At 71.1% G+C, this 26400-nt stretch carries 8 protein-coding genes and 1 pseudogene; 2 read left to right on the top strand and 7 right to left on the bottom strand.

What is annotated here, in order from left to right:
• Nucleotides 1-149: 149 nt before the first annotated feature.
• Nucleotides 150-2408, bottom strand: coding sequence for a TIGR03617 family F420-dependent LLM class oxidoreductase (locus ACRAKI_RS21305; protein ID WP_447002268.1), 2259 nt, complete (start codon nt 2406-2408; stop codon nt 150-152).
• Nucleotides 2405-9022 (bottom strand): SDR family NAD(P)-dependent oxidoreductase, encoded by a 6618-nt coding sequence (locus ACRAKI_RS21300; protein ID WP_447002267.1) that lies wholly within the window; start codon nt 9020-9022, stop codon nt 2405-2407. Before ACRAKI_RS21300 ends, ACRAKI_RS21305 begins: the two co-directional genes overlap by 4 nt.
• A 991-nt stretch (nt 9023-10013) precedes the next feature.
• Between ACRAKI_RS21300 and ACRAKI_RS21295 the strand changes: the two are divergent.
• Both ACRAKI_RS21295 and ACRAKI_RS21290 read left to right on the top strand, forming a co-directional pair.
• Nucleotides 10014-10351 (top strand): annotated as a pseudogene (locus tag ACRAKI_RS21295) (ArsR/SmtB family transcription factor).
• A gap of 1 nt (nt 10352) precedes the next feature.
• The gene (locus ACRAKI_RS21290; RefSeq protein ID WP_447002266.1) at nt 10353-10997 is read left to right on the top strand and encodes an SRPBCC domain-containing protein; all 645 of its coding nucleotides are present in this window, start codon (nt 10353-10355) and stop codon (nt 10995-10997) included.
• A 321-nt stretch (nt 10998-11318) separates the two neighbouring features.
• Here ACRAKI_RS21290 and ACRAKI_RS21285 read toward each other — a convergent pair whose 3' ends face one another.
• The 5 genes from ACRAKI_RS21285 to ACRAKI_RS21265 are packed head-to-tail and all read right to left on the bottom strand — an operon-like array spanning nt 11319 to nt 25963.
• Nucleotides 11319-17276, bottom strand: coding sequence for a DUF6603 domain-containing protein (locus ACRAKI_RS21285; RefSeq protein ID WP_447002265.1), 5958 nt, complete (start codon nt 17274-17276; stop codon nt 11319-11321).
• Nucleotides 17277-17312: 36 nt separating this feature from the next.
• Nucleotides 17313-19493 carry an MBL fold metallo-hydrolase gene (locus ACRAKI_RS21280; RefSeq protein ID WP_447002264.1) on the bottom strand — a complete coding sequence of 727 codons (2181 nt, stop codon included), beginning with the start codon at nt 19491-19493 and terminating at the stop codon, nt 17313-17315.
• A 6-nt stretch (nt 19494-19499) separates the two neighbouring features.
• Nucleotides 19500-22088: a LamG domain-containing protein gene (locus ACRAKI_RS21275; protein ID WP_447002263.1), complete on the bottom strand. Its 2589-nt coding sequence runs from the start codon at nt 22086-22088 to the stop codon at nt 19500-19502.
• Nucleotides 22085-22246: a hypothetical protein gene (locus ACRAKI_RS21270; RefSeq protein ID WP_447002262.1), complete on the bottom strand. Its 162-nt coding sequence runs from the start codon at nt 22244-22246 to the stop codon at nt 22085-22087. Before ACRAKI_RS21270 ends, ACRAKI_RS21275 begins: the two co-directional genes overlap by 4 nt.
• Before the next feature lie 12 nt (nt 22247-22258).
• Complete coding sequence (locus tag ACRAKI_RS21265; RefSeq protein WP_447002261.1) at nt 22259-25963, bottom strand: hypothetical protein; 3705 nt, start codon at nt 25961-25963, stop codon at nt 22259-22261.
• Nucleotides 25964-26400: the final 437 nt, after the last annotated feature.

Here is a 26400-nt window from a genome sequence, read left to right as displayed (position 1 = left end):
GCGCAGCGTTCTGGCACCCCACAGGAGCCCACCGCACCACCTGAAGTGCGCCAGAGCCGATCTTGGAACAGTCCCTGGTGGTACTCGTTGAGGATGCCACCCGGTCGTTGCAGTCGGCGGATGTCGAGCCGGGTGAGCTGAGTGGGCGGTCAGATGGCTGTCGGCTTCGCGGTGCTCGTGGTCCCTGCGGTAACCGGTGGGATGTGCGGGGCTACGCGGTCGGCGAGCCCGTCGAAGCGGTGGTGCAGTGCTGCGTCGAGGTCCTGTGGTGGTGCGGTGATGGCGAAGAGGTCCAGGGTGGTGTCGTCGATCAGGTCGCCCACGCGGCGCCATTTGTCGGTGCCCGGGGAGAGGGTCACGGCGGTCAGCTGGTCGCCGAGCCGGCCGAGTCCGTGCAGTTCCAGGACTGGGCGGTAGGTGAGTGAGCTGAGGAACATGCCCAATTGTTCGCGTGTGCGTCGCACGGCGGCGGTGTGGTCGTGTTCGGTGGGGTCGGTGGCGACGAGGGGGCAGCACAGCACGGTGAACGACTCGCGGGATCTGCCGGCTTTGGCCAGGCCGCGTGCCGCGGCGGGGATCAGGAGGTCGGTGAGGTGGCGTCGGCTGGAGAAGGGCGGTGCGACGAGTCCGTCGGCGATCTCTCCCGCCAGTTCGGCCATGCGTGGTCCGGCGGCGGACAGGAAGATCCTGGGCGGGCCGTGGGGGTTGGGAGTCGGGGTGAAGTACGGGGTCATGAGCGTGTGGGTGTAGAACCGGCCCCGGAAGTCCAATGGCCGGTCGTGGTTCCAGCAGTCCCAGATGGCGCGCAATGCCGCCACGTAGTCGCGCATCCGTGCTGCGGGGCGGTCGGCGGGCATGCCGAAGCGGTGGGTCAGGTGGATGGGGATCTGCGATCCCAGGCCGAGGACCAGGCGGCCTCGGGAGAGGGCTTGGAGGTCGTTGGCGGACGCGGCGACGGTCATGGGGCTGCGGGCCAGTGCGACCAGCACGCAGGTGCCGATGTCGATCGTCGTGGTCGCGGACGCTGCGGCGGCCAGGGTAAGCATGGGGTCGTGCAGTCGTTCGGCGACCCAGAACCCGTCCCGACCCGCCGCTTCACAGGCTGCGGCGGCCGTGGCGGCGCCGGGCCCGCAGTCGTGGAACGACGCTGGGTTGAAGAGTTCGCCGATCATCGTCGCCGACCGGGTGCGAGGGGCCGGTGAACCGACGGCCGACCGGCGTGGTTCCGCGTCCACTCGGGTCGGGGGGAGTGCCGGTGGTGAACGGGGCGGGTCGGCTGCGGACGGCAGCAGGCCCTGTGCGGTGACGCCGGTGACGAACAGGTCGAGGAATCGCGCGTCCAGCGGTGGTGCGCGGAACCCGAGGTCGGTCAGCACCTCCCAGGTCGCGTCGGAGCTGATGCGGGGTGGGCGGTGGAGCGGGTCGGCGGCCAGCATGTACCGGCCGACCTCCGACAGGGCGGACATCGGCAACACCGCCGGGTCCGATGACTGCTCGTCAATACGTTGCCACCACTGGTGCGGGGGCATCGGGTCAAGCCGGTGGCCGGCGCGCCGGAGCGCGTCGAAGAGGTCGGACAGCACGAGGTGTTGCGGCCGGACCAGGTGGAAGGTGTGCCCTCGTGCCCTGGGGTGGGTGGCGAGGGTGGCGATGCCGGCGGCGACGACGTCGATCATGTCGGCGGGTACCGCCGCGCCGCTCACCGGCTCCGCTCCGATCGCGACGGCGGCCCGCAGCAGTGGCAGCAGCACGTCGGAGTCGGAGCTGCGCCCGGTCCGGGAGTGGGCGGTGACCACACCGGGGCGCATGACGGTGATCGGGAGGCCGCGTTCGGCGGCGGTCCGCAGCACGGTCTCGGCGGCGGTCTTGCTCCGGGGGTAGCCCAGGTGGCCGGCCAGGGCCGGCGAGTGCGGGGTGCGCTCGTCGACGTCGTCCAACCCGGCCTGGCGCGCGCCGATGAGGGTGCCGAGGGTGGAGACGAGGTGGAAGAGCGGGGTGCGCCCGGTCAGCTCACCGCCGCGTTCGGCGAAGGCGATCATGTTGGCGGTGCCGTCGACGTTGTCCGGTGCGAGTTGGTCGTAGGAGGCGGCGAGGTTCACCCCGGCTCCGCAGTGCAGGATCGTGTCGACGCTCTCGGCCAACGCGTCGTACCCGCGCGCGGACAAGCCGAGACGGGGTTGCCGAAGGTCACCGGCCACGGCCACCAGCCGCTCCCGCAGACCCAAGGGGTCGTCGAGTTGGTCGAGGCGCTGTGCCAGCCGCCGCTGGGCCGCAGCCGGATCGGAACCGCGCACCAGGCAGTACACGGTGGCCGGGGTGCGGGTGAGCAGTTCGGCGCACAGGTGTCCGCCGAGGCTGCCGGTCGCACCGGTCAGCAGCACCGCGTGCGGGCCCGTGGCGGTGCTCAAGGAGCGTCCCGGGGCGCGTCGGCGGCGAGGTCGGCGGCGAGGGCGCGCAGGCTGGTCGCTTCCAGCAGGCGCGGGATGGTCAGCTCGTAGCCGTGGTGGCGGCGCAGGTGGTTGCGCAGGTCGGCGGCCATGAGGGAATCCAGGCCGAGCTTGCTCATCGGACGGGTCCGGTCGACCTGCTCCGGCGGCATGCCCAGGACGCGGGCAAGTTGCGCGGTCAGCCAGTCCTCGACCGTCGCCGCGTCCACCGCTGTGGTCGAGGTGCGCTGCGGTGTCGCCAGGGGTGGTGGCGGCGGCCAGGGTCGTGTCAGCGGCTCGGCCGGTGTCGGTGAGGCCGGCGATGGTGGAAGGGCAGGAGGAGCGGCAGGAGGGGTAGGGGGTGGCGTGGCGGTGTCGTGGCCGTTGAGCAATTCGTTCAGCAGGGGAACGTCGGTGTCGTGGGGGTAGGCGCGGGCGTAGGCCTGCCAATCGGCGGGCAGGCAGATCATGCGGCCCCTGGAGGCCAGCACCGCGGCGAACAACCGCGGCCCGTCGGCGGGGCGGATCGCCGCCATCCCGGCCGGTCGCACATCGTGTCCGCTCTGTTCGCTGAGCCGGGCGGCCAAACCGACTTCCGTCCAGTACCCCCAGTTGACCACGGTGGCGGGCAGCCCGGCCGCGCGGCGGTGGGCGGCCAGCGCGTCGACGAAGGTGTTGGCCGCGGCGTAGGCGCCGACCTGGTTGCCCACGCTCAGACCCGCCAGCAGGGACACCGCGGAGGAGAACAGCACGAAGAAGTCCAGTTCCCGGTCGGGGAACAACCGGTGCAGGGCCCAACCCCCGGCGACCTTGGGCCGCAGGGTGCGGTCGAGGTCCTCGCTGGACAGGTCCAGGGCGGGAGCGGGGTCGAGCACGGCGGCCGAGTGCACGACCCCGCAGACCTTCGGACTTCCGCCGCTTTCCCGGCGGTGCAGCAGGTCTGCCATCGAGTCGGGGTCGGCCACATCCACCGCCGCGTACTCGACCTCGGCACCCGTGGAGCGCAGCCGGGTGAGCAGTGCGGCACGGGGGCCGGTGGTGACGTCGGAGCGCCCGGTGAGCAGCAGGTGCCGTGCGCCCTGGTCGACGAGCCACTGTGCGAACAGGCCGCCGATGCCGCTGAGCCCGCCGGTCACCAGGTAGGTCGCGTCCGGTCGGACAACCGGCCGACGGCTGTCGTGGGTGAGGGAGTGCGGCGTGGAGGGGACCGGTGGGAAGGGGACCGGCGTCGGGAAGGAGAGGGCGAGCTTGCCGGTGTGGCCGGAGCGGGCCATCAGCGTGAACGCCTCCTCGGCTTGCTCGACGGGAAACACCCGCACATTGGGCGCAGCAAGCTCACCGGTGTCGACGAGGTCGACCACCTTGCGCAGCAGGGTGCCCAGGCGCTGCGGGTCGTGTCGGTGTGTGTCGAGGAGGTTCATGGCGTGGTAGGAGCGGGATTGCGAGAACACCGCCATGGACAGCGGACGGCCTGCGGCGATGTCGTTCTTGGCGATGTCGACGTAGCGGCCGCAGGGGTTGAGCAGGGCGAAGTTCGCCTCGACGGCGTCGCCGACCAGGGTGTTGAGCACGACGTCGACGCCACCGCGGTCACCCTGCGCCGGGTCGAGGAGTTCTTCGGCGAACCGGGGGGAGCGGGAGTCGGCGACCCTGGCGGCACCGAGTTTGAGCAGCAGGTCGCGTTTGGTGGCGTTGCCGGCGGTGGCGTAGGCGGTGGCCCCGCGCCAGCGGGCGATCTCCAGGGCGGCCTGGCCGACGCCGCCGGTCCCGGAGTGGATCAGCACCCGCTCACCCGGCTGCAGGCGGGCCAGCTCGACCAGGCCGTGGTAGGCGGTCATGTGGGCAAGGGGCAGCGCAGCGGCCTGGGCGGGGCTCAGGCGTGCCGGTTTGCGGACCGCCATGTACTCCTGAACCACGACGTGCGAGCGCATCAGCGGGTAGCCGTAGGCCAGCACCTCATCGCCCACCTGATGGCTGTGCACGCCCGTGCCGACCCTGCTGACCCTGCCGGCGCATTCGAGGCCGAGGCCGAGGCCGGGGGACCGTTCCTCGCCCCGGATGGCCCCTAGGATGGCGAGGACATCGCGGTGGTTGAGACCGGCGTGGGTGACCTCGACTTCGATCTGGCCGGGTCCGGGAGCCGGACGCGGTTCGCGGAGCAGGCCCAGCCCGGTGATCCCGTCGTCGGTGTGCAGCACGACGGCTTCCGGCTGCCCACCGCCGTCGTGACCACGCAGCAGGCGGGGAGCCAGCCGTCGCCGTCCGCGCAGCGCCAACTGGTTCTCCGCACCGGCGGACAGCAGCGCGGCGGCCAGGTCGGAGGCTTCCTCGGGTGCGCCGGCGTGATCCTCGTCGAGGTCGACCAGCACGGTGGGAAAGCTCCTCTCCTCGCGCCCCAGGACCTGTCCGAGGCCCCAGAGAACGGCTTGCCACGGGGCCTGGCACCGGTCTTCACCGCCGGTGCTCTGGGCACCGCGGGTGAGCAGGAACAGCCTGGCCGTCGCGGTCGGCAGGCAGTCGCGGACGGCCCTGGCCAGGGTCAGGGCGGTGGTGCACAGGTCGGTGGCGGTCCACTGGACCGCGCGGACGGAGGCGTCGTCGTCCGGCCCGGCGGCCAGGGCGTGGAGACTGACGACGCCACGTACCGGAGCACGGCGCGTGGCCTCGGACAGCGCCCGCACCAGGTCCGCTTCCGACTCGGGGTCCGCGGGGAAGTGGTGGACGCCGTCGGTACCGGACCCGGTGCTCCGCCCGATCGTGGTGACCCCGCAACCGGACGCGACCAGCCGGTCGGCCAGAGCGGCGTCCACGTCGTCGCCCGCGCACAACAGCACCCAGTGGCCGGGATCGGCAGGCGTCGGCGTGGCCGGCACTTCCCGCCAGCTCAGGGTGTGCCGCCAACCGTTGAGGTCGGTTCCAGGTGCAACCGACGTCGCGGGTGCGACCAGCGGTCGGGCACGTATGCCGGTGAGTTCGGCGAACACCGTGCCGCTGTCGTCCACGACGGTGACGTCCACGGTGGGCATCCCGTCGTCGGTCGAGGCTAGCTCGGCGCGGCTCCACAACGTCGCGGACGACGGCGCCCGGTACATGCGCAGCCGCTCGATGCCCGTCAGCACGAACCCCCGATCACCGACGTCCCGCAGGGCGGGCACCGCGGCGACGACGGCCTGCAGGCAGCTGTCGAGCGTTGCGGGGTGGAACAGGAAGTCGCTCTCGGGCGCGGGCCGTAACCGTGCCAGCGTCTCGCCGTCCCCGCGCCACAGTTCCGCGATGCCGCGGAAGGCACCCTCCCAGCTGTTGCCCGCCCGGGTGTTGTCCCGGTAGAAGCGCTCTCCGGCCTGCCAGTCCCGACATCGCCGCGAGACCGCGGCGGGCAGCTCGGTGTTGGCGGGCGCGTCATGAGGGAGGCCGGCGCTCAGCCGGGCGGTGGCGTGGCTGATCCACTCACCGTCCGGGCCGGCACGGCCGGCGATGTCCAGTCGCCAGCCGTCGCCGTCGGGTTCAGCGGTCGCGCGCAGTTCCGCGTCCCACGGTCCGACCTCGTCGAGCAGCAGCAATTCGTGGAACGCGACCTCGCGCAGCTCACACCGGCCATCCGTCAGGTGCCGCGCCGCGGCCAACGCCAGTTCCACGAAACCGGCTCCGGGCATCACCGGTCGACCGGCGACCCGGTGGCCGACCAGGAACCGGTCGCGTTCGCGGTGGAGCCCGCCGCGCAGCACCACCACACCGGGCCCGCCGGACACCACCTCGGCCAGCCACGGGTGCGGCGGCGCCTCCTTCGCGGACGCCGCGTCGAGCGGCGCGGCGTCGGGAGGTGTCGCGGCCTGTGGTGTGTCGATCATGCCTGGTTCCTCCACGCGGGTCGCGGTGTCGGCGGACAGCGGCTCTGGGCGGCCGATCGGCGGCCAGGGGAAGCCGTCGGCCTGGTGCCAGTGGCGGCTGCGCTGCCACGGGTAGCGGGGCAGGTCGAGAAGCGCTTCCTGTCCGCCGTGGACCCGGTGCCAGTCCGGGTCGCACCCGGCCGCGTACAGGGCGGCGAGAGCCTCATGCATACCCGCCAGTTCCGGACGGCCACGGCGCAGGGAACCCAGCACCAGCGCGTCGCCGCGGTCCGCGAGGTTGTCGCGCAGGGCGGTGTCGAGCACGGGGTGCGGCGCCATCTGCAGGAACACGACCGGCCCGGTGTCCTGCCAAGCCCGCACGGCCAGGTCGACCCGCACGGTCTCGCGCAGGTTGCGCCACCAGTAGTCGCGGTCCAGCGCCGTCCCGGGCAGTTCACCGCCGGTGACGGTGGACAGGAACGGGACCGCGGTCTCGCCCGGCGCGAGGCCGGCCAGTCCGGCGAGCAGTGGTTGCCGCACCGGGTCGATCTGCGGGCTGTGCGCCGCGTAGGTGACGTCCACGCGCTGGCAGGACACCCCGCGCCGTTCGCAGCCCGCCACGATCCGTTCGACGTCCCGCACCGCGCCGGACAACACGGTCGAACCGGGGCCCTCCACCACCGCGATCGACGCGGTCGCGTCGAGTTCGACGAGCAGGGCGGGGATCGCGGTGTGGGGCAGCTCCACCCAGCACATGGCACCCGGCGGGGCGGACTCGTCGATGAGCCCGGCGCGCAGGCAGCTCAGCCGACCCGCCTCCTCCAGGCTCAGCGCCCCCGACCAGTGCGCGGCGGCGATCTCGCCCTGGCTCTGCCCCAGCACGGCGTCGGCCGTCACACCCCACGCCTGCCACGTCGAGGCCAGCGCCACACCCATCGCCCACAACGCGGGCTGCACCTTGGCGGTCTGCCGCAACCAGGCCGGGTCGTCATCGCGCAGCGCGTCGACCAGCGACCAGCCCGCGTGCTGCCGGATCACCGCGTCGCAGGCCCGCAGGCTCTCCCGGAACGCCGGGTCGCCCGCCAGCAGCTCGCGCCCCATGCCGTGCCACTGGGAGCCTTGGCCGGGGAAGACGAACACGACCCGCGGGCGTTGCCAACTGCCTTCCACGGGGGACGAGGTGGCGGCGTGTTGCCGCCGGGCCGAGAACTCGCGCAGCGTCGTCGCCGTGGCGGTGGCGGTGGATGCGGTCACGGCGAGCCGGTGTTCCCAGTGGTCGCGGCGGGTGGCCGCGGCCGCGCACACCATGTCCAGCGCGGGCGCATGGCCCTCGTCCGGGTCCAGCAGGTCCGCGTAGTGACCGGCCAACGTCCGCAACGCGTCCGCCGAACGGGCCGAGATCGCCAGGATGGCGGGCCGTCCACCACTCTCCCCTGATCGCTGCGGGGCGGGTGGCCGCGGGGCGGAGCTCAGCACCAGGTGGACGTTGGTCCCGGTGGCGCCGAAGCTGTTGATGCCTGCCAGCAGCGGCTCTCCGCTGTCGGGCAGGACGACCGGATCGGTGGGCAGCCACAGCGGTGAGGTTGCCGGGTCCAGCACCGGGTTCGGCTCGGTGAACCGCGGGGTTCCCGGCACGGTGCGGTGTTTTAGGCTCCACACCGCCTTGATCAATCCCACCACGCCTGCCGCGGCCTCGGTGTGGCCCACGGCGGTCTTGACCGAGCCGACCAGGCAACGCCGCCCCTCGTCCCGAGGGCCCAGCACCCGGGTCAGGGCGGTCAGCTCCACCCGGTCGCCCACCGGCGTGCCCGTGCCGTGGGCCTCGACGAAGGCCACTTCCCGTGGATCGACCCCGGCGTTCGCGTAGGCGGTGCGCAACGCGTCCACCTGCCCGTCAACCGCCGGGGCGGCCATGCCACCGCCGGAGAAACCGTCGTTGTTGACCGCGCCGCCCAGGACCACCGCCCGGACCCGGTCCCCGTCGGCGACCGCGCGGGCCAGCGGCTTGAGCAGGACCAGGCCGACCGCCTCGCTGCGCACGTAGCCGTCCGCCGAGGCGTCGCCGAACTTGCAACGACCGTCCGCCGACAGCGCTCCGACCAGACCGAACGTGATGCTGCTGTACGGAGTCAGGATGATGTTCGAACCCCCGGCCAGCGCGACCTCGCACTCTCCCGACCGCAGGCTCTGACACGCCAGCTGCACCGCTACCAGCGACGACGAACACGCCGTGTCCACCGTCAGCGCGGGACCCCGGAGGTCGAACGCGTACGCCAGGCGCCCCGACAGCGCCGCACGCGCGTCCGCGACCAGTTCGGCGTAGAAGTCCAGCCCCGTCAGGTCCGCCAGCTGCCGCTGCCAGTAGTCGCCGTAGACGCTGCCCACGAACACGCCCGTCCGGGCACGCGGCGCCAACCGGCGCATCCCCACACCGGCGTCCTGGGCCGTCTCGTAAGCGACTTCCAGGAGCAGCCGCAACTGCGGGTCCATCCGTCGCGCCTCGCGGAACGCGACGTCGAAGAACGCCGCGTCGAAGCGGTCCAGGTCCGGCAGGAAGCCACCCCGGGTGGTCGGCACCCTGCCCGGGACACGGGGCCTGGTGTCGTGCAGCTCGCGGAACCATGGCCTGTCGGCAGGCGCCTCGGCTATCGCGTCCCGGCCTTCGACCACCAGCCGCCACAGCGCCTCCGGATCCGAAGCACCGGGAAAACGGCCGCCCATCCCGATGATGGCGATCGGCTCGCAGGCAGCCGACTCATGCAGAACCACAGGTCGTGCTCCGTTCTCCGGGAAGTCTTCATATGCGGATAGGCCTTCCGCCCGCTCGATCCATCCGGAGACGGCTCGCCGGCCGGCGTAGTGGCGCCACGACACGTTCCTCACGGCACATGGCTCGCTGTTGGCCCTTATCGACGCCCTTCAGGTCCGCGTGGGGAGGGGATCCGATCGGGCGCGGCATTCCGGGCACCGGCTCGGTGACAGGACCGAAGCCACACCCGGCAGCCGGTGTGGCTTCGGTGCGGTGAACAGCGCGCCACGATCACGCCGTGCGCGCCGTCGATCCCCGACAACCCCAGCGGCCGGCGTTCCGAAGTTCCGGTTCTCAGTCGCCCACCCCGCGGTACGGCCGCAGATGCGGACCGGAGTCCGCTGATCACCCGATCCGGTCGAACGTACGTCTCGGTGCCGCTCCACGGGCTCGTCCATTCCGCAGGACACCTCGACTACCGCTGAACCGTCACGGTCGTTCCCTCCGCCCCCAAGGCTCGGACCACCACCATCCCAGAACTCGGCACCACGCGACCGACAACCACCCGACCGCAGCACAACTCCCACCCGTACCGACCAGTCCGACCCAACCCGAGTGAGGATCAAGGCGATCAACATGCCGACTACACCAACACCTGACCGACAGCAGTACCGACTCCGAGTCATCCATGTCCGTCACCGGTCGCCATGCCAACACACCGCCACCGCCGCCAGCGGCTCTCCCGGAGTACGGGCCGTTCCGGGACTGTTTCGAGTAGGGAGCCGACAGCACCTCGACCGTGACGCCCGTCCGCTCGGCCGCCCGAGATCGGTGTGTTCCGTCGATCCCGGAAAACACCGTCCGCCTGCTGTGGAAGGGCGATGTTCCGCAGTCGGTGAAGCAGGCGTCGGCTGCGGTGGAGTCCGCGAACGACGACGAACTCCAAGCCGATCGCGACGTCAGGATGCCAGAGCTGACTTATATAAGTGGGGACTGGTATGATCCTCGTTCGTGCACGCGTTCGGCATCCTTGGCGACCCGGTGCGCCGGCGCATTGTGGAGCTGCTCGCCGACGGTGAGCAGACCTCTGGCGCGATCACGGACGTGATCCGGTCCGAGTTCGGGCTCTCGCAGCCGGCTGTCTCACAGCATCTGCGCGTGCTGCGTGACAGCGGGTTCGTGTCCGTGCGGGCTGAGGGCGCTCGCCGGTTCTACGCCATCGAGCCCGCGCCGCTGAGCGAGGTCGACGCGTGGTTGGGAGCTGGCTCGGGGCAGGCGTGCAGCTCGGACACCGAACGAGTCCGGCATCGATGCGGACATAGAGCGATCCGTCGGCGAAGGGGACATGACATGAAAGACGTATTGGACGAACTGGCCGCCGCGCACCGGGCGATGGGCAAGGGCAGCGTGCCCGCCGGTGACGCGTACACCGTCGAGGTGCGGCGTCGCTACGAAGCGCACATCGAGGACGTCTGGGACGCCGTCACCAGCCCCGAGCGGCTGCGTCGCTGGTTGAAACCGGTCACCGGGGACCTGCGCCCTGGCGGGAAGTTCGAGTTGGACGGCGGTGAGCACGGCGAGATCCTCCGGTGCGAGCCGCCGCGTCTGCTCAAGGTGTCCTGGCTCTACGGGCCGGACGCCGACGCCTGGCCCGGCACGAGCGAGGTGGAAGTGCGCCTGGCGCCGGGCCCGACCGGCGACACCGAGTTCGAACTGGTCCACGCAGCGGTCGTCGAGGAGCCCCTCTTCCCGACCTACGGCCCCGGTGCCGGCGGCGTTGGCTGGGACCTGGCTCTCCTCGCCCTGGCCCGGCTGTTGGCCGGTGCCGAGGCCGCCGACCACGAGGGGGTCGCGAAGTCGCCCGAAGGACGCGAGTTCATCCGGCGCAGCGCCGCGGCATGGGGCAAGGCCCACCTGGCCGCCGGTGGCGAACCGGAGCACGTCGCGGCCGCAGTCGAGGCCACCACCAGGTTCTACGCACCCGACCCGACCTGACATCCCCACGGCGGTGGACCGGCCGGCAATGTCGGACCTCTCCGTCGAGGAGCAGGCCGAGCAGCACGACAGCATGTCGTTCCACACCTGGAAGGAATGCGCGATGAAGCCCGCTGATCGGCTCGTGCAACGCCAAGCCCCGCAGCCACTTCGGCAGGTGGGCCGGGTCGGCGAGCAGCTGGGCCACCCGCAACACGCCCACGATCACGCCCCTGCCGTCCATGGTGCACGATCACCAGTTCAGCAGCCCAGTGCAGAGTTCTGGCACCCCACAGGTGGCCGACACGGCCGTCGCGCTGCTCATCGGGTCGGCCGCGGGGATCACTGGGGCCGGTGGATGTCCACGTGTGGGGGGATGGCGAGCAGTTGTGCCGCCAGTTGCGCGGACGCGGCCTTGGCGGCGAGTGCCGGGCCGATCCGGGTGGTCGCCACCGCCGTCATGTCCACGACCCGGTCGTCGCGCTCCCAGTCCTCGGCGGCAGAGCCCAGCCCGAAGTGGAGGACCTGGGTGTGGAACCGGATCGACAGGTCGGTCAGCTCGCCGTCGAACAGCGCGAACAGGGTGTTGGCGGACAACGTGTCCTGCCGAACCGTGTCGACGGCTTTGCCGGCCGCGGTGGCCGCCATCACCAGGTCCGGCCAGCCGGCCACCACGGCGGACCGCAGCAGGATGCCGCTGTGCGCACCGGAGCCCTCCGCACCGAGCAGTTGCCGGGTCCACGGGCTGAGCGCGTCGCCGGCCACCGCACGTAGGTCGGTGGCCAGCGTCTCGTCCTGCTTGACGTCGGACCCGGTGACGCGGCCGATGCTCAGCGCACCGTCCAGCAGGCAGGCCTGCCAGTTGGCGTCCACCGAACAGAATCGGACGGACTCGACCGGCAGCATGGCTTCGTCCGGCACCAGGTGGTGGAACGGCACGCCGCGCAACAGCCCGATGTCGTTCAGCCAGGTGGTCACGGCGGCCGGTATCGGCGGGGTGTCGGTGCTGCCGGACTTGCGCAGCTGTGCCCTTGCCCGCTTCCAACGGTAGAGGGCCGCGGCGAACGGTTTGCTCCGCAACGCCAACAACTGGCCGAGCTGCCAGGCGGTGGCCCGGCTGACGTCGGGGGTCGCGCCGGGCGGGATCAGGTCGGCGGGGCTGTGCGCCGGCAGGTTGAGCTGTTCGACCGGGACCGCGTGGGGGGCCAGCGGGCCGCGGTACCAGGCGTCCTGCCGGTCGCCGGTGCTGGTGGTGTGGCGGATCCGCAGGTAGCCCTGTTCGGCGCGGTCGTCGGCGGCGGTGGGTCGTAACGCGCCGGCGCGGGTGGCGACGTGCCGCAGCAGGCCGAGCGCGGCCTGGTCGGTGTCGGTGCAGGTGAAGCGCCAGCTGGCGAGGCTGACCAGCCGGACCGTGCTGGTGTCCGTGGCGCCGTGGGGGTCGAAACCGGACGGGGTGTACCGGCCGCGCACGGACACCAGGTGCGCGACGTGTGCCGCGCCGACGCGGGGCAGCCGGTTGCCGATGATCACCGCCCGCTCGGTGCCGTCCGGGCCGCGCCGCACGTGACCGAGCAGTGCCAGGTCGCGGCGGTGCGCGTCCTGCGCGGGCAGCAGTTTGCCCAGGTGTGCGAACGGGACGTCGATCACCGTCACCTGGTCGCCGTCTGCCTGGGTGTCGCCGAGGCTGTCCGGTGGGAACACCACGCCCGGGACCGGCTTGCGCAGCTGTCCCACGGTGGTCACCTGCGGGGTCGGCCGGTCGGCGTCGTCGAACAGCAACAACGCCAGCCAGGGCAGGTCGTCCCGGTCCGGGTCGGCGGCCTCCTGCCACGGCAGGGTGCTGTGGTTGAGGATGACGTGCGGCAGGTCGGTCGAGTAGTCGCCGAGCGCGCCGTCCGGTGGGTAGACCGCGTAGACCTCGTCGGGTGCGAGCGCCGGGCGGGTGCCGGCGATGGTGAAATCGCCGCCACCGCCGAACCGCTGCGGCGGGATCTTCCGCTTGGTGGGGTCGCCCTCGTTGTCGTCGGTCGTGACGTCCTGGGTGACGGTGACCTCGTACCTGCCACCGGGAAGGGTCGGCAGGTGGTACTGGAACAGCGTCAGGTCGCCGGCGGTGGCCGGATCGCTGCCCTCCAGCGGCGCGACGGCCGGCCGGATCTCGAAGCCCACCAACGCGTCATCCACCAGCGTGGGGTCGTTCGGGTCGGGGCGCAGGTGCTCACCCAGCTCGCCCCACATGCCGGCGGGCACGTGCTTGAGCACCGGCGTGAACGCGAAGTGGTGCGCCATCGACTCGGTGCCCCTGGTGATCGCGATGGTCAGCGTCGACTTCAGGTGCGCCCCGTCGTGGCCCGGCAGCTTGATGCCCATCGGTCCGACAGCGACCGCGCCGGCCGGCTTGGACCGGTCCGTCGGCGTCTGCGTCGGTGTGGTGTCCCGGACCGTCGTGGTGAACGGCGCGAACACCGGCGTGCCGGCATCCCCGGTGTAGTAGAGGTGGTCGATGGCCAGGGAGCCGTGCACCACGGCACCGGTGGACGGGACGACGGTGTTGGTGAGCAGCACCATGCGTTGCGCGTCCAGCACGCCGAGGTCGGTCGTCGCGGCGGTGCCCTTGGTCAACAGGCCGGCGCTGACCGCCACATCGCACTGGCCAGCCGCGGGCAGGAACGACTGGTGGAACGTCGACCAGCCGATGGGCTTGGGCGCCCGCGTCGTCCGGGCGCCGAAGGCCACGTCGAACGAGAAGATGGCCAGCGTGATGTGCGCGGTGCCGGCGAACTCCGGCCCCCACAGGTGCAGGTCCGCGCCCAGGTCCACCTCGATCTTGTGGGTGCCGAAGAACTCGAACGTGTAGGACACGTTGATGTCCACGTAGGCGCGGGCGTCGTAGAAATAGGGCTGCCAGGCGACGATGAAGTCGGCACCGGCCATGAAGGCGGCGCGCAGGTTGCCGCTCTGCCAGACCGCCTCCAGGTGCACGCCGGCCATCAGCGCCACCGGGGTCAGGGCGTAATAGGCGTCGCCCTTGATCATCAGTTGCGAGTCGACGTGCCAGTTGAAGCCGAGCCGCGGCACCGACGGATAGTTGGCCGGCGGGTGGAACAGCGGGTGGTAGCCGCCGACGCTGAGCACGAAGTCCCCGGCGTGTTCACCGGAGAACCAGGAGTAGAAGGCGAATCCGCCGGTGAGGTGGCAGTTCCGGGAGAACAGGAACGACGCCTCGGTGAGCTGCGCGATGACCCCGAGGAAGCCTTCGTCCGGAACGAAACTCGCCTTGAGCGCCAGTTGCATCTCGGCCAGCGGCGTGACGGACGTGCCGGCCTCCGGGGTCGGCGCGACCACGGTGGACAGGCCCAGCACGGCCAGTTCGAGGCGTTTCCCGAAGTCCGCCACAACCAGCGCGAACGAGTCGATGATGCGGAACGACTGGAACTTGATCCCGGCCGCCAGGAACAACGCGCCCGGCGTCGGCGGGATCGACGTCCGCATCTTGGCGATGGCGTCCTGGACCAGTTGCCTCGGGTTGGCCGCGCCGGTGATCGGCTGCGGGTTCTGCGCGGCGGTGACCAGCGGGAAGTCGGCCACCCCGGTCACCGGCGGCACCACGATGGCGCGGTTGTAGCCGAAGCCGGCGGCCAGGCCCGTGACGTAGAAGAACGGCGGACCGCCCAGTGCCGCGTCCAGGACCGCGTAGACGAACAGCGATGGCGCGTCGCCCACGTACGTGTAGGCGCCGAGCGCGGCGACGGTGAACCCCTCGGCCTTGATCAGCGCCGCGCCGTCGTACTCGTCGTGGGACACGCCGTTCTCGGTGACCGTGGTGCGCAGCAGCGCGCCACCGATCTCCACCGTCTCGTTCCGGTAGTCGATGCCGAGGCCGCGCACGTCGAACGTGGGCGAGAAGTGGTCGACCGGCGAGCCGAGGGTGAGCCCGTCGAGTGACACTGTCAGCCCGGCGGCGGTCAGGGCGGCGTCCAGCAGGAACTCGACCGTCTTGTTCCGGTACGACAGGCCGATCCGGTCGAAGTAGACCGGGCCGAACGAGCGCTGCACGTCGAACCAGCGGGTGTCGTCCGACGCCGTCACCGCCGGCACGCCGGCGCTCGTCGCGACCGCGGTACCGGGGGCCACAGGGCCGGCGGGCAGGCTCAGGGTCCGGGCCGTGTCGGTGCCGCCCAGCAGCAGTCGCGCGGACACCGTGACACCGGCGGCCAGCGCCACCGCGTCTGGGGTGACCGGCGCGCCGTCCTGGGTGGCGTCCTTGCTCGCGTCGGGCAGCGGCGGCACGGTGGCCGGCATGATCTTGTTGATCGCGCCGATGTCGGCCACGGTGAACACCCGCGACGCCACCAGCACCCGCAGGCTGTCCAGACCCACCTTGCGGTCCGGCGGGAAGTCCTTGCCCACCAACGGCAGTTCCGACAGGCCGAGCTCGGCGGACAGTTCGAGGCCGAGCACGAACGCCGGCGGCGTGCCGGCACTGATTGCGAGCACGACGTCCCGCAGGTCGATGGTCAGGTCGGCCGGTACCAGTCCGGCCGCCGACGCGGACAGCTGCGCGACCAGGTCGGCGATCTTGAGCGGCTGCTGCGCGCCGGTGTGCGAGTACACCGCGGCGAACACCGTGGACGCCGCGTCCTGCTGGAAGGCCAGGTCGAACACGAGCGTGCCGACGGTGACGTGCCCGCCGAACGTCTTCTGGTAACCCGTCGGGGTCTTGTTCAGGCGGATGGTGACGGTGATGTCCACCGTCGTGCCGTCCATCGGGAAGTCGGCCTCGCACGTGAAGTTGAAGTCACCCGTCGACGTGTCGAACCAGATGCCGAGGTTCGCCAGCGACAACCCCTCGATGGCAGCCGGCAGAATGGTGTCCACACCGAACATCTCCGCGATGTGGGCGTGGATCGCCTTGATGGTGAGCGGTTTGCCCGGCACGCTTCGTGCGGTGAACTGCCAGCCGCCACCCGCCGTCGGGTTGTTCGCGATCACCTCGAAGTCGGCGTCGAACAGCGAAAAGCCGGCGGAGATGAAGCCGGTGACACCGATGGCGTTCTTGTTGATGCGGAGGAGGAACTCGTGGAAGCCCACCGGGATCGGCCCGACGTCGAACCGCCAGTCGCCCACGATCGCGGCCGCCAGCTCGAAGTGCGACATGCTCGGCACGGCCACGATGTCGAGCCGGGTGACGGCCACGGCCGGGAAGTTGTTGACCCCGGGGAAGTACTTGGTCACCAACGCTTTCAGGTCGATCGGCGTCTTCGGCGACAGCATGCATTGCAGTGAGAACATCGGCAGGCCGATCTCTACGTCACAGGTCAGCCCGTCGATGGTGACGCTGCCCCGGATCGCCACGTGCGTCAGCGACTCGGTGTCCAGGTCGAAACCGATTCGCACGCCGTCGATGCTGAACCGCTCCAGCCCCAGTGCCTGGAAGCCGTCCGTCACCTGTTTTGCGACCTCGGCGCCGCCCGCCAGCCTGGCCAGCGCGTCTATGCCCGGTAACAGGTCGCCGTCCGCCGGCACGATCTCCAGCGTCCAGGCGTTGTCACCGGTCAGCGCGGCGGTGACCCGGAAATCCTGTCCGATGTGGACTGTGCCGTGCACGTTCCCGCCGACTGTCGCCCTGTGCTGCGGCAGCGCGACCGACCTGCTGGTCAGGTCGACGGCGATGTTCTTCAGGGTGATCAGGTCGGGGACCACCGGCCAGGTGGCGTCGCTCAACGTCGACGTCGTCGTGATCTCCATGGCTTCGGCCGCCCGGTAGCCGAACGCCATCCGCAGCCCCGACAGCGGCACCGTGGCCAGGACGGCGACGCCGACCGGCAGGTACTCGTCCAGTGCGTGTCCGGCGACGAAGCCGGCCAGCGCGGCCAGCGATAGGGACCTGGACGGGTTGCCGGTGGGCAGCGTCACGGTGACCCGGTCGTCCTTCGGGTCGAGCAGACCGGTCACGCCGAGGTCCCTGCCGTCGACGGTGACCGTTCCGGTGAGCGTCAACTCGACGGTGAAGTCCGGTGGCCGCCGGAACACCAGTTGGACGCCGGTGACGTGCAGCGGCCGGTCGCCGGTGTCGCTGGTCGGCCACTGCTCGTCGGCCGTGGCTTCGGTGGTCAGCTCGGTGTCGGTCAGTCGGAAGCTCGGCGCCCGCAGGATGAGTCGCCGTTCCGGCAGCGACGCCACGAAGCCGGTCAGCCGGGCCACCACGCCGTTGGTCGCGGTGATGACCAGTGTCCGGTCGGCAACCGCCTGCTCGAAGTGGGCCCGCAGGTCGGCCAGTGTCGCGATGCTGCTCGTCATGAGGTGACCGTTCGTCAACCGTTGTGAGTGATGTCGTCAACCGTTGTGAGTGATGGCTTTGTTGCCGCCCAGATAGGTGACGCTGAACAGGGCGGGCGGCACTTGAGTGGCCTGGTCGCCCGCGTTCTTCGTGATGGTCGTGATACCGGCACTGGGATAGCCGATCTTGCCCAGCGCGGCCCGCACGGCCGCCGTGACGACGTAGGAGCTGCCCAGGCGGGCCGAGGCGCCGGCGACCGCGCCGAGGATCGCGGCGTCGGCGCGGTGCATCCCAGCGGCGAGCGCCGCCGTGGTCACCATCAGCGTGGTGTCGTTGGCGCTGCTCTGGGCCGCCAGTGCGCCCACGATGGCGCCGAGCACCGCCGCCTGCGCCTGGTCGGCGCCGTGGCCGGCGGCGGCCAGCGCGGTGACCGCGGCGTAGCCGGCCGGTGTCCCGTCCGTGCGGGTGTACGCGGTAGCCCCGGCGACTCCGGCCGCCCCGGCCGCCGCGGCGCTCGCCGGCGGGATCGCGCTCGTGGCCGCGGCGGCGATCCGGTCCGCCTGCTGGCCGGTCACAGCGGCGCCGATCACCGCGGCCGTCCCAGGGCCGCAGCGCGTCGCGGCGCCGGGGGACACCCCGGCCACCGCATTCGCCACGTGGACCGGGTTGCTGTCGAACGCGGCCCTGGCCACCCCGGTAGTCACCAAGCCGGGAACCACCCCGTTCTGGTCGTTGATCTTGTCGCCGGTCTGCGCCACCATCAGCAGCGTGTTCTCCGCGATGGTCGGTGGAAGGACCATTGCCACGGCGCAGGCGCCCAACGGCCCGTACATGACGGCCGCCTCGGCGATCACGAGCGGGTCGAAGACGCGTGTGAGCGGGGCCGTCATGGCGTTCACCACGGCGAACACGCCTCGGTACAGCTGACCGCGGGAGTCCAGTCGGGACTGGTCCTCGGTGACCCTCAGCTTGACCCAGCCGTCGGGCGGGCCGGCGACGATCGACTGGTCGCCGCCGTACGACTCGGGCGGTGTCGAGGCGGGATCCTGGTAGCCGGTGAGGTAGTTGGGAATGGGCGGCCGGGGCGGTGGTGGCGGCGCCGCCGGATGGAGGTTGGCCTTGTTGGCTCCGAATGGCACCTCCGGGTACCCGTCCAGTGCGTTCATGGTGTTCGGGTGCGGATGCTTGTACTTGTTGCGCTCGCCGACGGAGATGAACGCCGCCGCCGGCCGCATGGTGTGGAGGAAGTCCGCGGACGACGACGTGTCGGAACCGTGGTGGCTGGTCTTCATGGCCAGCACCCGGCCGGCCGCCGTGCCGTTCGGGTTGAGCCGCGTCCTGATACCCGGCTGCCACTGCGGCGGATGGACGTTCCGCGCGTAGCCGCCGTCCTCCTGGAGGCGGTAGATGTCCCCGCCGACGTAGTACCGGAAGCCGTTGAACTCCAGCAGGAACGCGAGGCTCTTCTCGTTGTCCTGCTTCTTCGCGCTGTCCTGGTTGGCGATCCACTGGTCGGACTTCCGGTAGCCGTCGTAGATGTCCACTGCCGAGACGAACCTCGGCCCGTCCGCCACCTGCTCCACCCACTTGTTGGCCGCGATGCAGCGCAGCGTGGGCGCCCCCGCCGGCGGGTTCTCCGCCCACGGTCCCTCACCGCCCGCGCCGGTGAGGCCGTTGCCCCACATGATGTCCTTGCCCAGCAGCCAGTCCGGGGACAGGTAGCCGGCCACCAGCGGGCTGTTCGCCGCGGTCGGCAGGATCGGCGCGTCGTTCACGTCGTAGGAGGCGATCCAGAAGCTGTTCACGTTCCGGGTGACGTGTCGCCGCGTGGCACCGATCGCCGCCTGGCGGTAGTAGTGATAGTCGCTGTTGTTGGCCACCTTGTTCCCGTGCTGGTCCTGGGTGGTGTTCTGGAGCCGGGCGGTGGGCAGCTGGCCGACGTCGTAGACGAGCGTGTTGTCGAACCGGGTCGTGCCCGCTATTCCCAGCAGCCCGGCGAAGCCGCCGAAGTGGTCGTCGTCGAAGTGCGTGATGGCGAGGACGTCGATGGGGCGTGCCGGAATGACGGTGTTGAAGTAGTTGTTCAGCGCGAGGAAACCGGAGTTCGAACCGCAGTCGATCAGCACGGTCCGGAACTGCGGCGGACGGCCGCTGCCGGCCGGGCAGCGCGCGACGATCAGGGTGGCGTCACCGGCACCGTTGACCGTCATGTGGTGGATGTCCACGGTCCATGGCATCGTCGCTCACTCCCACGCGATCCAGTCCAGCCGCAACCGCTGGTTCCAGCTTGCCTGCCAGGAGTCCAGCCGCAACAGCTTCACCTTCACCGACGACGTGGTGACCTCCGCCACCGTGACGGCGAACGTGTCCGGGTACAGCGCTTCGTTGCGCGGTACCACGATGACGTGCGGAATGCTCCCGAACGGCTCGGGGAAGGAGAACTGCGCCTCGTTGACCCCACTGGTGCCTGTGCCGGCGTTGGCCTGCCCCGCCTGCATCCGCCCGAACGTATAGCCGCTGTTCACCCGTAGGCCGGTCACCTTGGTGACACCGTTGACGAACAGCTTGTTGCCCTGCGGGTCGGTGCCGCCGATCGCGACGTTGCCCGCGTCGTCGTTGAGGTACACGTTGGACCCGGCCTTGCCGCCGCGGATGTAGGTGTGCTCGTCGGTGCTGTGGTTGAAGTGCGAGATCCGACTGCTGCCGCGGAACAGCGCGGTGCCGCCGGGTGCGTCACCGCGCGACACGTCGAGCGTCGCGTCCGGCAGTGCCGCGCCGATGCCGACCCGGTTGCGCAACGGGTTGATGCGCAGCGGTTTGCCGTAGTGCGACTGGATCCAGCTGTAGTCCTGGTGGTAGCCCAAGCGCAGGTGGGACTGGTTGAGCGGGCCGAGCATGAGGGAGTTGCCGTTGGCGTCCTGGTTGGTGTGCACCACGTGCAGCCGGGCCCGCGGCGTTCTGGTGTTGACACCGACACCGCCGGACGGCATCAGCGCGATGTCGTGGCCCGCCTCGCTGCCGGTGCCGAGTTCCAGCGTGGCCGCGTTGCCGGCGATCGAGTAGTAACGCAGCCACGCCCCGTCCTCGGGTTCGGTGCCGGCGACGGACGGGAACAGCAGGCCCGCCGTGGCGTCCTTGCCCAGGCTCGGCATGATCGCGCCGCCGGCCACCTCGAGCTTCGCCCTCGGTGAGGGGGTGCCGATGCCCACCCGGGCGTCGACCTGGTCGCCGACGGTCACGTCGTCGGTGACCAACGGACTCCGCTCGACGATCACGGACGTCTGGCCGTCCCAGTGGCCGGGCACGTTCTCGTGGCGCACGTACAGGTTGCTGTGCCCGGACGGCGGCCAGCCCAGCAGTCCGTCGACGGTGACGACGATCGAGTCCCCCGGCGCCAGCGCGACCTGGGTCGGTGTGGTCAGCCGCCACGCGATCGTCTGCCCCTCCTCGCTGGGCACCTCGGTCCGCCAGTGGTCGGCGGTGATCGCCAACGCGGCCAGTTGCGCCGGCGTGCCCATCGCCCAGTCATGCGCGGTGTCGAAGGACAGGACGAGCGCGGTCGGCTCCGGCAGGCCGCTCGGGGTGAGCGGGATCGCCCTCCGACCGACGTTCGCGATGCGCAGCCGCAGGACCGTCTTCCGCTGTTCGTCGCGCAGCACCGTGTTGGTGCCGATGAACCCGACGGCCAAGGGAATCTGCTGTTGACCGCGCCGGTTGACGACGTTGAGGTACTGCACCCGGCTGCCGGTCAGCGCCGACGGGTCGTCCGGGTAGTACAGGTTCGCGTAGCTGAGCTGGACCCGGGTGCCGCGGGTGCCACCGCGGCCGTCGGCCGCGATTCCGTGTAACGTGAAGCGCAGCGTCTCGTTCGGCTTGATCTCGCGGCGGTCCTCGCCGGCCAGCGCGAAGGCCACGGTGCCGTCCACCGCGGTGCTCGTGGTGCTGGTCCAACCCTCCGGCGTGGCAATCGTGATCTTGGGTACCTGGTCGGGCGCCAGGGTGCCGGGCCGGAACCGCAGTTCCAGGTGGCTGCCGCCGGTGGCCGGGTCGACCGGAGTGAACGTGATGGCCTGGCTCGCCTCGTTGGTGACCTCCAGCCGCATGGTGTGACCGGCCGGGTCGTCCACGATCGCCAGCACCGGTTGGTCGTCCGGGTCGTGCAGGCTGAACGCGAGCGGGTGACTGTGCCGGAACGCGGCCATCGCGCTCTGGTCCTCGTCGACCACCACTTGGACGTCCTCTTGGGACAGCGCGCGTTCATACACCCGCACGCCCACCACCCGGCCGACGAGGTTGGCCTCGCCGAGCTCCCGCTTGGCCAGCCCGAACCGCCAGCTGGTGTAGTTGAAGGACGCGGCGACGGGCTTGTCCCACAAGGCTCCGTCGACGTACGCGCGCAGCGTCTTGCCGTCGTACACGGTCGCGATGTGCGTCCACACGCCCACCGGCAGCGTCGGTGCCAGCTGTCCCGGGTTGCCCCACACACCCAGATGGGTGCGGCCGTCGGGGTCGATCTGCCAGTGCAATGCGCCGGTGGCGGCCTGGCCCAGGGTGAGCAGCCAGGACCGGGCGGTCGGCAGGGCGTCCAGCAGGACCCAGCCGGTGACGCTGAGCACCGGGTTGTGCCCGCCGGCCTGTGGAGTGACGTCGGCCACCTGGACGTGGTCCTTGCCGCCGAAGCGCACGCTGCTGCCGAAGCGGTCGTCGGGTACCACGCGGGGCGTGCCGACCACCGTGGTCGCCCTGGCGTGGCTGGAGCTGTCCACCACCTTGCCGCCCGGCAGCGCGTCCAGCCGCAGGTGCAGCAGCAGCTGGCTGTCGAACGTGGTCATCCGCCCTCCTCCTCGTCCGCGCTCCGCAACTGGGCGGTGGCCTGCCGCTGCACCTTGTCGATCAGGAGATGCACCCGCACGTAGGGCAACTGCCCCAACGCCTCCAGCACGGTGTTGGTCTCCTCCACGTTGAAGTTCAGCCGGATCTCCTGTGTCATGTTCGATTCCTGTCAGCTGTCACGACGCAACTTCAACCAGCCCGAGCGGAGCTCCACGGGCGGCCCGAAGGTCGCCTCGGTGCTCGTCGGGCCGACACGTTCCGCACCGAGGTCGAGCAGCTCGTCCACGAGCGGACCGGTCCCGGCCAGCGCACCGGCCAGCGTCCGCCGCGGTCGGCCGTCCTTCGGTGTCACCACGGCCCGCGACGGATCGCCGGGCAGCGGCGCGAGCCAGCCGGTGTCGGCGGCCAGCAACGCCTGCCAGATCGGCACGCCGATCACCTCGGCGAAGTGGGCGGTCGCCGCGTCGCGCTTGAGCAGGTGGTCGCCGAGCGGCGCCAGGACCGTCTCCACCCGGTCGGTCAGCGCCCGGAACTCCGGGGCCAGCACCGCGGTGGCGCGCTCGGCGGTGGTGACCGCGCGGGTCACGCCGGTGGCGCGGGGGACCGGACGCAGCCAAGCGACATGCGGGTCGACCAGGTGGTCCCACAGCCGCGTCGCCAGCACCTCGACGAAGGTGGCGCGGCCGATGCTCGCCGCCTGCGACACCTCGGCCCACTCGCCGTGCTCGCGCGCCAGCCAGGTCCACCGGTAGCCCGGCTCGACCGGCAGCGGCAGGCTCACCGTGCCCGGATCGGTCAACAGCGGCGCGCACGGGAAGAACACCTCGATGGCGGCCAACGCCGGCGCGTACATCGGCGGCGGGATGCTGATCGACTTCACCGGCTGGATGCCCGACGTGACGTGCACCGCTCCGCGCGGGTCGACCAGCATGCGCACGACGCGGTTCGGGTCGTCGATCGCCTGCTTCACGAGCAGCGGTTCGTCGGCGTAGGTGCGCAACGCCGAGTGCTCGAAGATGTCCGGCTGCGGGGAGTAGAACGTGCCGTCGTCGCCCAGCCAGTAGCCGACCAGCCCGTCACCGAGGTGCCGGTGCGAGCCCAGCCGTAGCGGGAACTCGACGCGGGTGAACCCGTCGTGGTCCCGCGCGTTGCGCCCCATGTCCTGGCGGAACTGGTTCCACCCCTGGTGCACCGCGGGCCGGCCGAGCAGTTCGATGCCCAGCTCGGCGCGCACCAGCGCCATCGGCCGGCCGACCAGGACGGCGAGGTCGATGTGCTGGTCCCCGGTCTCCGGTTCGATGTTGTCCAGCGCGGTGTCGACCGCACCCATCAGCTGGGACAGGAACTCCACGCCGTGGGCCTGGATGTCGGCGACGGTGGACCGCAGGTGCGGGTTGGGGATGCCGGCCACCGTGGCCACGCCGGTGCCACCGGGCGCGGCCTGCCATGCCGCGAGCCGGTCCAGCGACCCGAGCGCCCGGCCGGCGTTGTCGTAGATCATCAGGCTGGTCTCGACGTGGTTGGGCAGCACCCAGCCGCACACCGGGGTGGTGGTCGGGTGGTCGTTGGTCCGCACGTCCAGATCCGCGGCCAGCCAACGGAACACGATCCGCGCCGGTTGCGAAAGCCGGGGCGGGAGCGTGGCCAGTGCCGGGTTGTCCGGCGTGGTCAGGGATTCCGCGGGCACCATGGTCTCCACCGGCACGTCACGGGTCGAGCCGAAGGTGTCCACCAGGCGCAGCCGTAACAGCCGCAACCCCCCTGACCGGATCGGGTTGAAGTCGTTGAGCGGCTCGGGCGCGCCGCGGTTGCCGGTGCCGACCGCGCGGTTCACCGTCTCGGCGAACGCGCGGTACTCGGCGAAACCGAGCGGGTCACCGATCGGCAGCTGCTTCACCTGGCGGTGCATCAGCAGGGCGTCGTTGAAACCGCCGAGCGACTGGGCCAGGTAGCCCATGCCCAGCAGCGCCTCGTAGGCCCGGATCACCGTGTAGGCCTGGTCGGCCGCGCGCCCGGCCGGGGTGGCCAGGTCCGCCGCGTGCTCGCGCTCGTACCAGGCGCGCAGCGCGTCGATCACGGTCGCCGGTTCACCGGCGTCCGGCACGTCCCGCCGGTAGTCCGGCATCACCTCGTTGTTCAGGTACTCCACGAGGCCGCGCCCCAGCCGTTGGCCGGCGTGCTTGGTGAGGAACGCCGACCCGGCGTACGCGGTGACCGCACCGGCGACCGCTTTCGACCCGTCGGCCGGCACCAGGTCCGGGTCGCGCTCGGACAGGCCGTAGTGCGCCGTGATGAAGCCGGTGTCGTAGCTGTCCGCTTGCGGCTGGATGTTTCCCTTGTCCCGCAGGGGGAACAGTTCCACCTGCCACTCCAGCTGGAACGGGTTCCACGGTGCGCCGTCCGAGTCCCGGAACGCCACGCCGCCGTCGGGCCTCTCGTGGCCGCGCAGGCCGTCCATCAACGCGGTGAGCGCCCGCTGGTCACCGGTGAGCGCGCCGCGCACCTCGGTGTCCGCGACCACGTGGCACTCCAGCAGCCCGTCGTCGCGCAACCGCCCGTCCTGGCCGTGCCGCTCGGTCGCCAGCACCTCGTCGCCGGTCAGCAGCACCACCGGATCGGTGGGCTGCCAGAAGCGGGGTGCCACCTGCGGCACCAGTGTGTAGCCGAGTTTCGCGTCCTGCAACGGCTCCTGCGCGTTCAACGCGTCCAACGCCCTCGCCGTGGCGGCGAACGCGGCCCGCCGCCGGCTCTCCGGGGTGTCGGTGCCCGGCTCGATGGCCGCCGCGAGTGCGGCCACCGCCGGCAGGTCCTTGCGTTCCAGGAAGGCCTTCGCTTGGTCGATGTCGGGATAGCTGTCGCCGCTGCCCTCCGGCGGATAGGCGCAGATCTGGTACTTGTACCAGTCGGCGAACAGCTGGCGGCGGGCCGATTCCAGTTCGTTGGCGGCGCGGTCCCGGTCGGCCTGGGCTTCGTTGAGCTCGGCCAGCAGACCGGCCAGTGCCGGCGGCAGGTCCACCGCCACCTGGGTCTGGCCCCGCTCGGCGTCCGCCGGCAGTGTCTCCGGTGCCGTGGTGATCGGCCGTACGGTCCAGTGCTGCTCGCCGCGGTGCGGCGTGAACCCCTTCTCGTGCCGCAGTTCGCGGAACCGCGCGGCGACGTCCAGCTTCTGGTGCGCGACTCGCGGCGCCAGCAGGACCGCCTCCAGCGTGTCCTCGAGTTCGAAGCGGAAGTCCGGTTCCAGCGCGGCGGCCAACGCGGTCGCCAGCGCCTCGGTCCCGGTATTGCCCAACGCCACCGACGCCGATGTGCGCGGCACCGGCCGGGCCGGCGGGACGAAGCCGACGCTGGCGTAGCACACCAGCCGGTCGGGGAACTCGGCGCCGGTGGGGGTGGTGAACGTCCACGACGCGTATTGCTTGAGCCTGTCCGGCAGCGCGTCCGCGTCACCGGCCGGCGGCTCCGCGATCACCGTGTGCAGAAAGTCCTGGTCGACGTCGGCGTACCAGCCGACCACGTCGTACCGGAGTCCGGTAGGGAGTGTCGCGCCGATCTCCCCGTCGTGGAAGCCGAACACGCTGTGGCAGTTCGGGTACAGCGCGGCGAACGCGGGCTCGCTGTAACCGCCGCCACCGGCCAGTTCGAAGCCGACCGCGGTCAACGTGGTCACGTACTCGGCGGCTGTGTCGAGCGGCTGCCACGCCTCAAGGGGCAGCGTGCGGCCCAGGAACCGAAACGGCTGGTGACGTCCGCGTGCCGGATCTGCGGGGTAGGGCACCGCGACGCCCGCAACCCCGCCGAGGCCGTCGGGGTGGACGTAGTCGCTCTCCACCACCCAGGCGCGGGCCACCAGCGCGCCCGCAGCCCGCCGTCGCACCAGCCAGCGGTTCGGCACGGCCGGAAACCGGGTGCGATGGCCGCCATTGTCGTCCGACCGATGGCGACCGTGCGTCAACGCGTCGGGTAACGCCCAGTGCAGATGTACACCGGAATGCAACAGCGCGGTCTCGTCCTGGAAAGGCCGTGCGACAATCTCCTCGCTGATCTGCGCGAAGCCGGAATTCAGATCGGCGATGCCGTCACTGAACGGCAGCCTGCTGAAGTCCGCGCTGGCCTGAACCACCGCCCTGTCGTTGGGACAGTGCAGTGCGTCCAGATGAACGGGCACCATCAGAACATTACTCATGACCGTCAGCAAAGGCCTTATCGACAACGATCCGGACGCGGATTTCTGGCAGTTCCGACAGCGGTACGAAACTTATCCCAATCGGTTGCCCGATGCAACAAGCGATGTCCACGGTCGCCCACTGCACG

It is taken from the genome of Saccharothrix isguenensis, from assembly GCF_052936305.1.
Note: the sequence above shows the minus strand (reverse complement) of the source record. Positions and strands in the feature narration are given on the sequence as shown.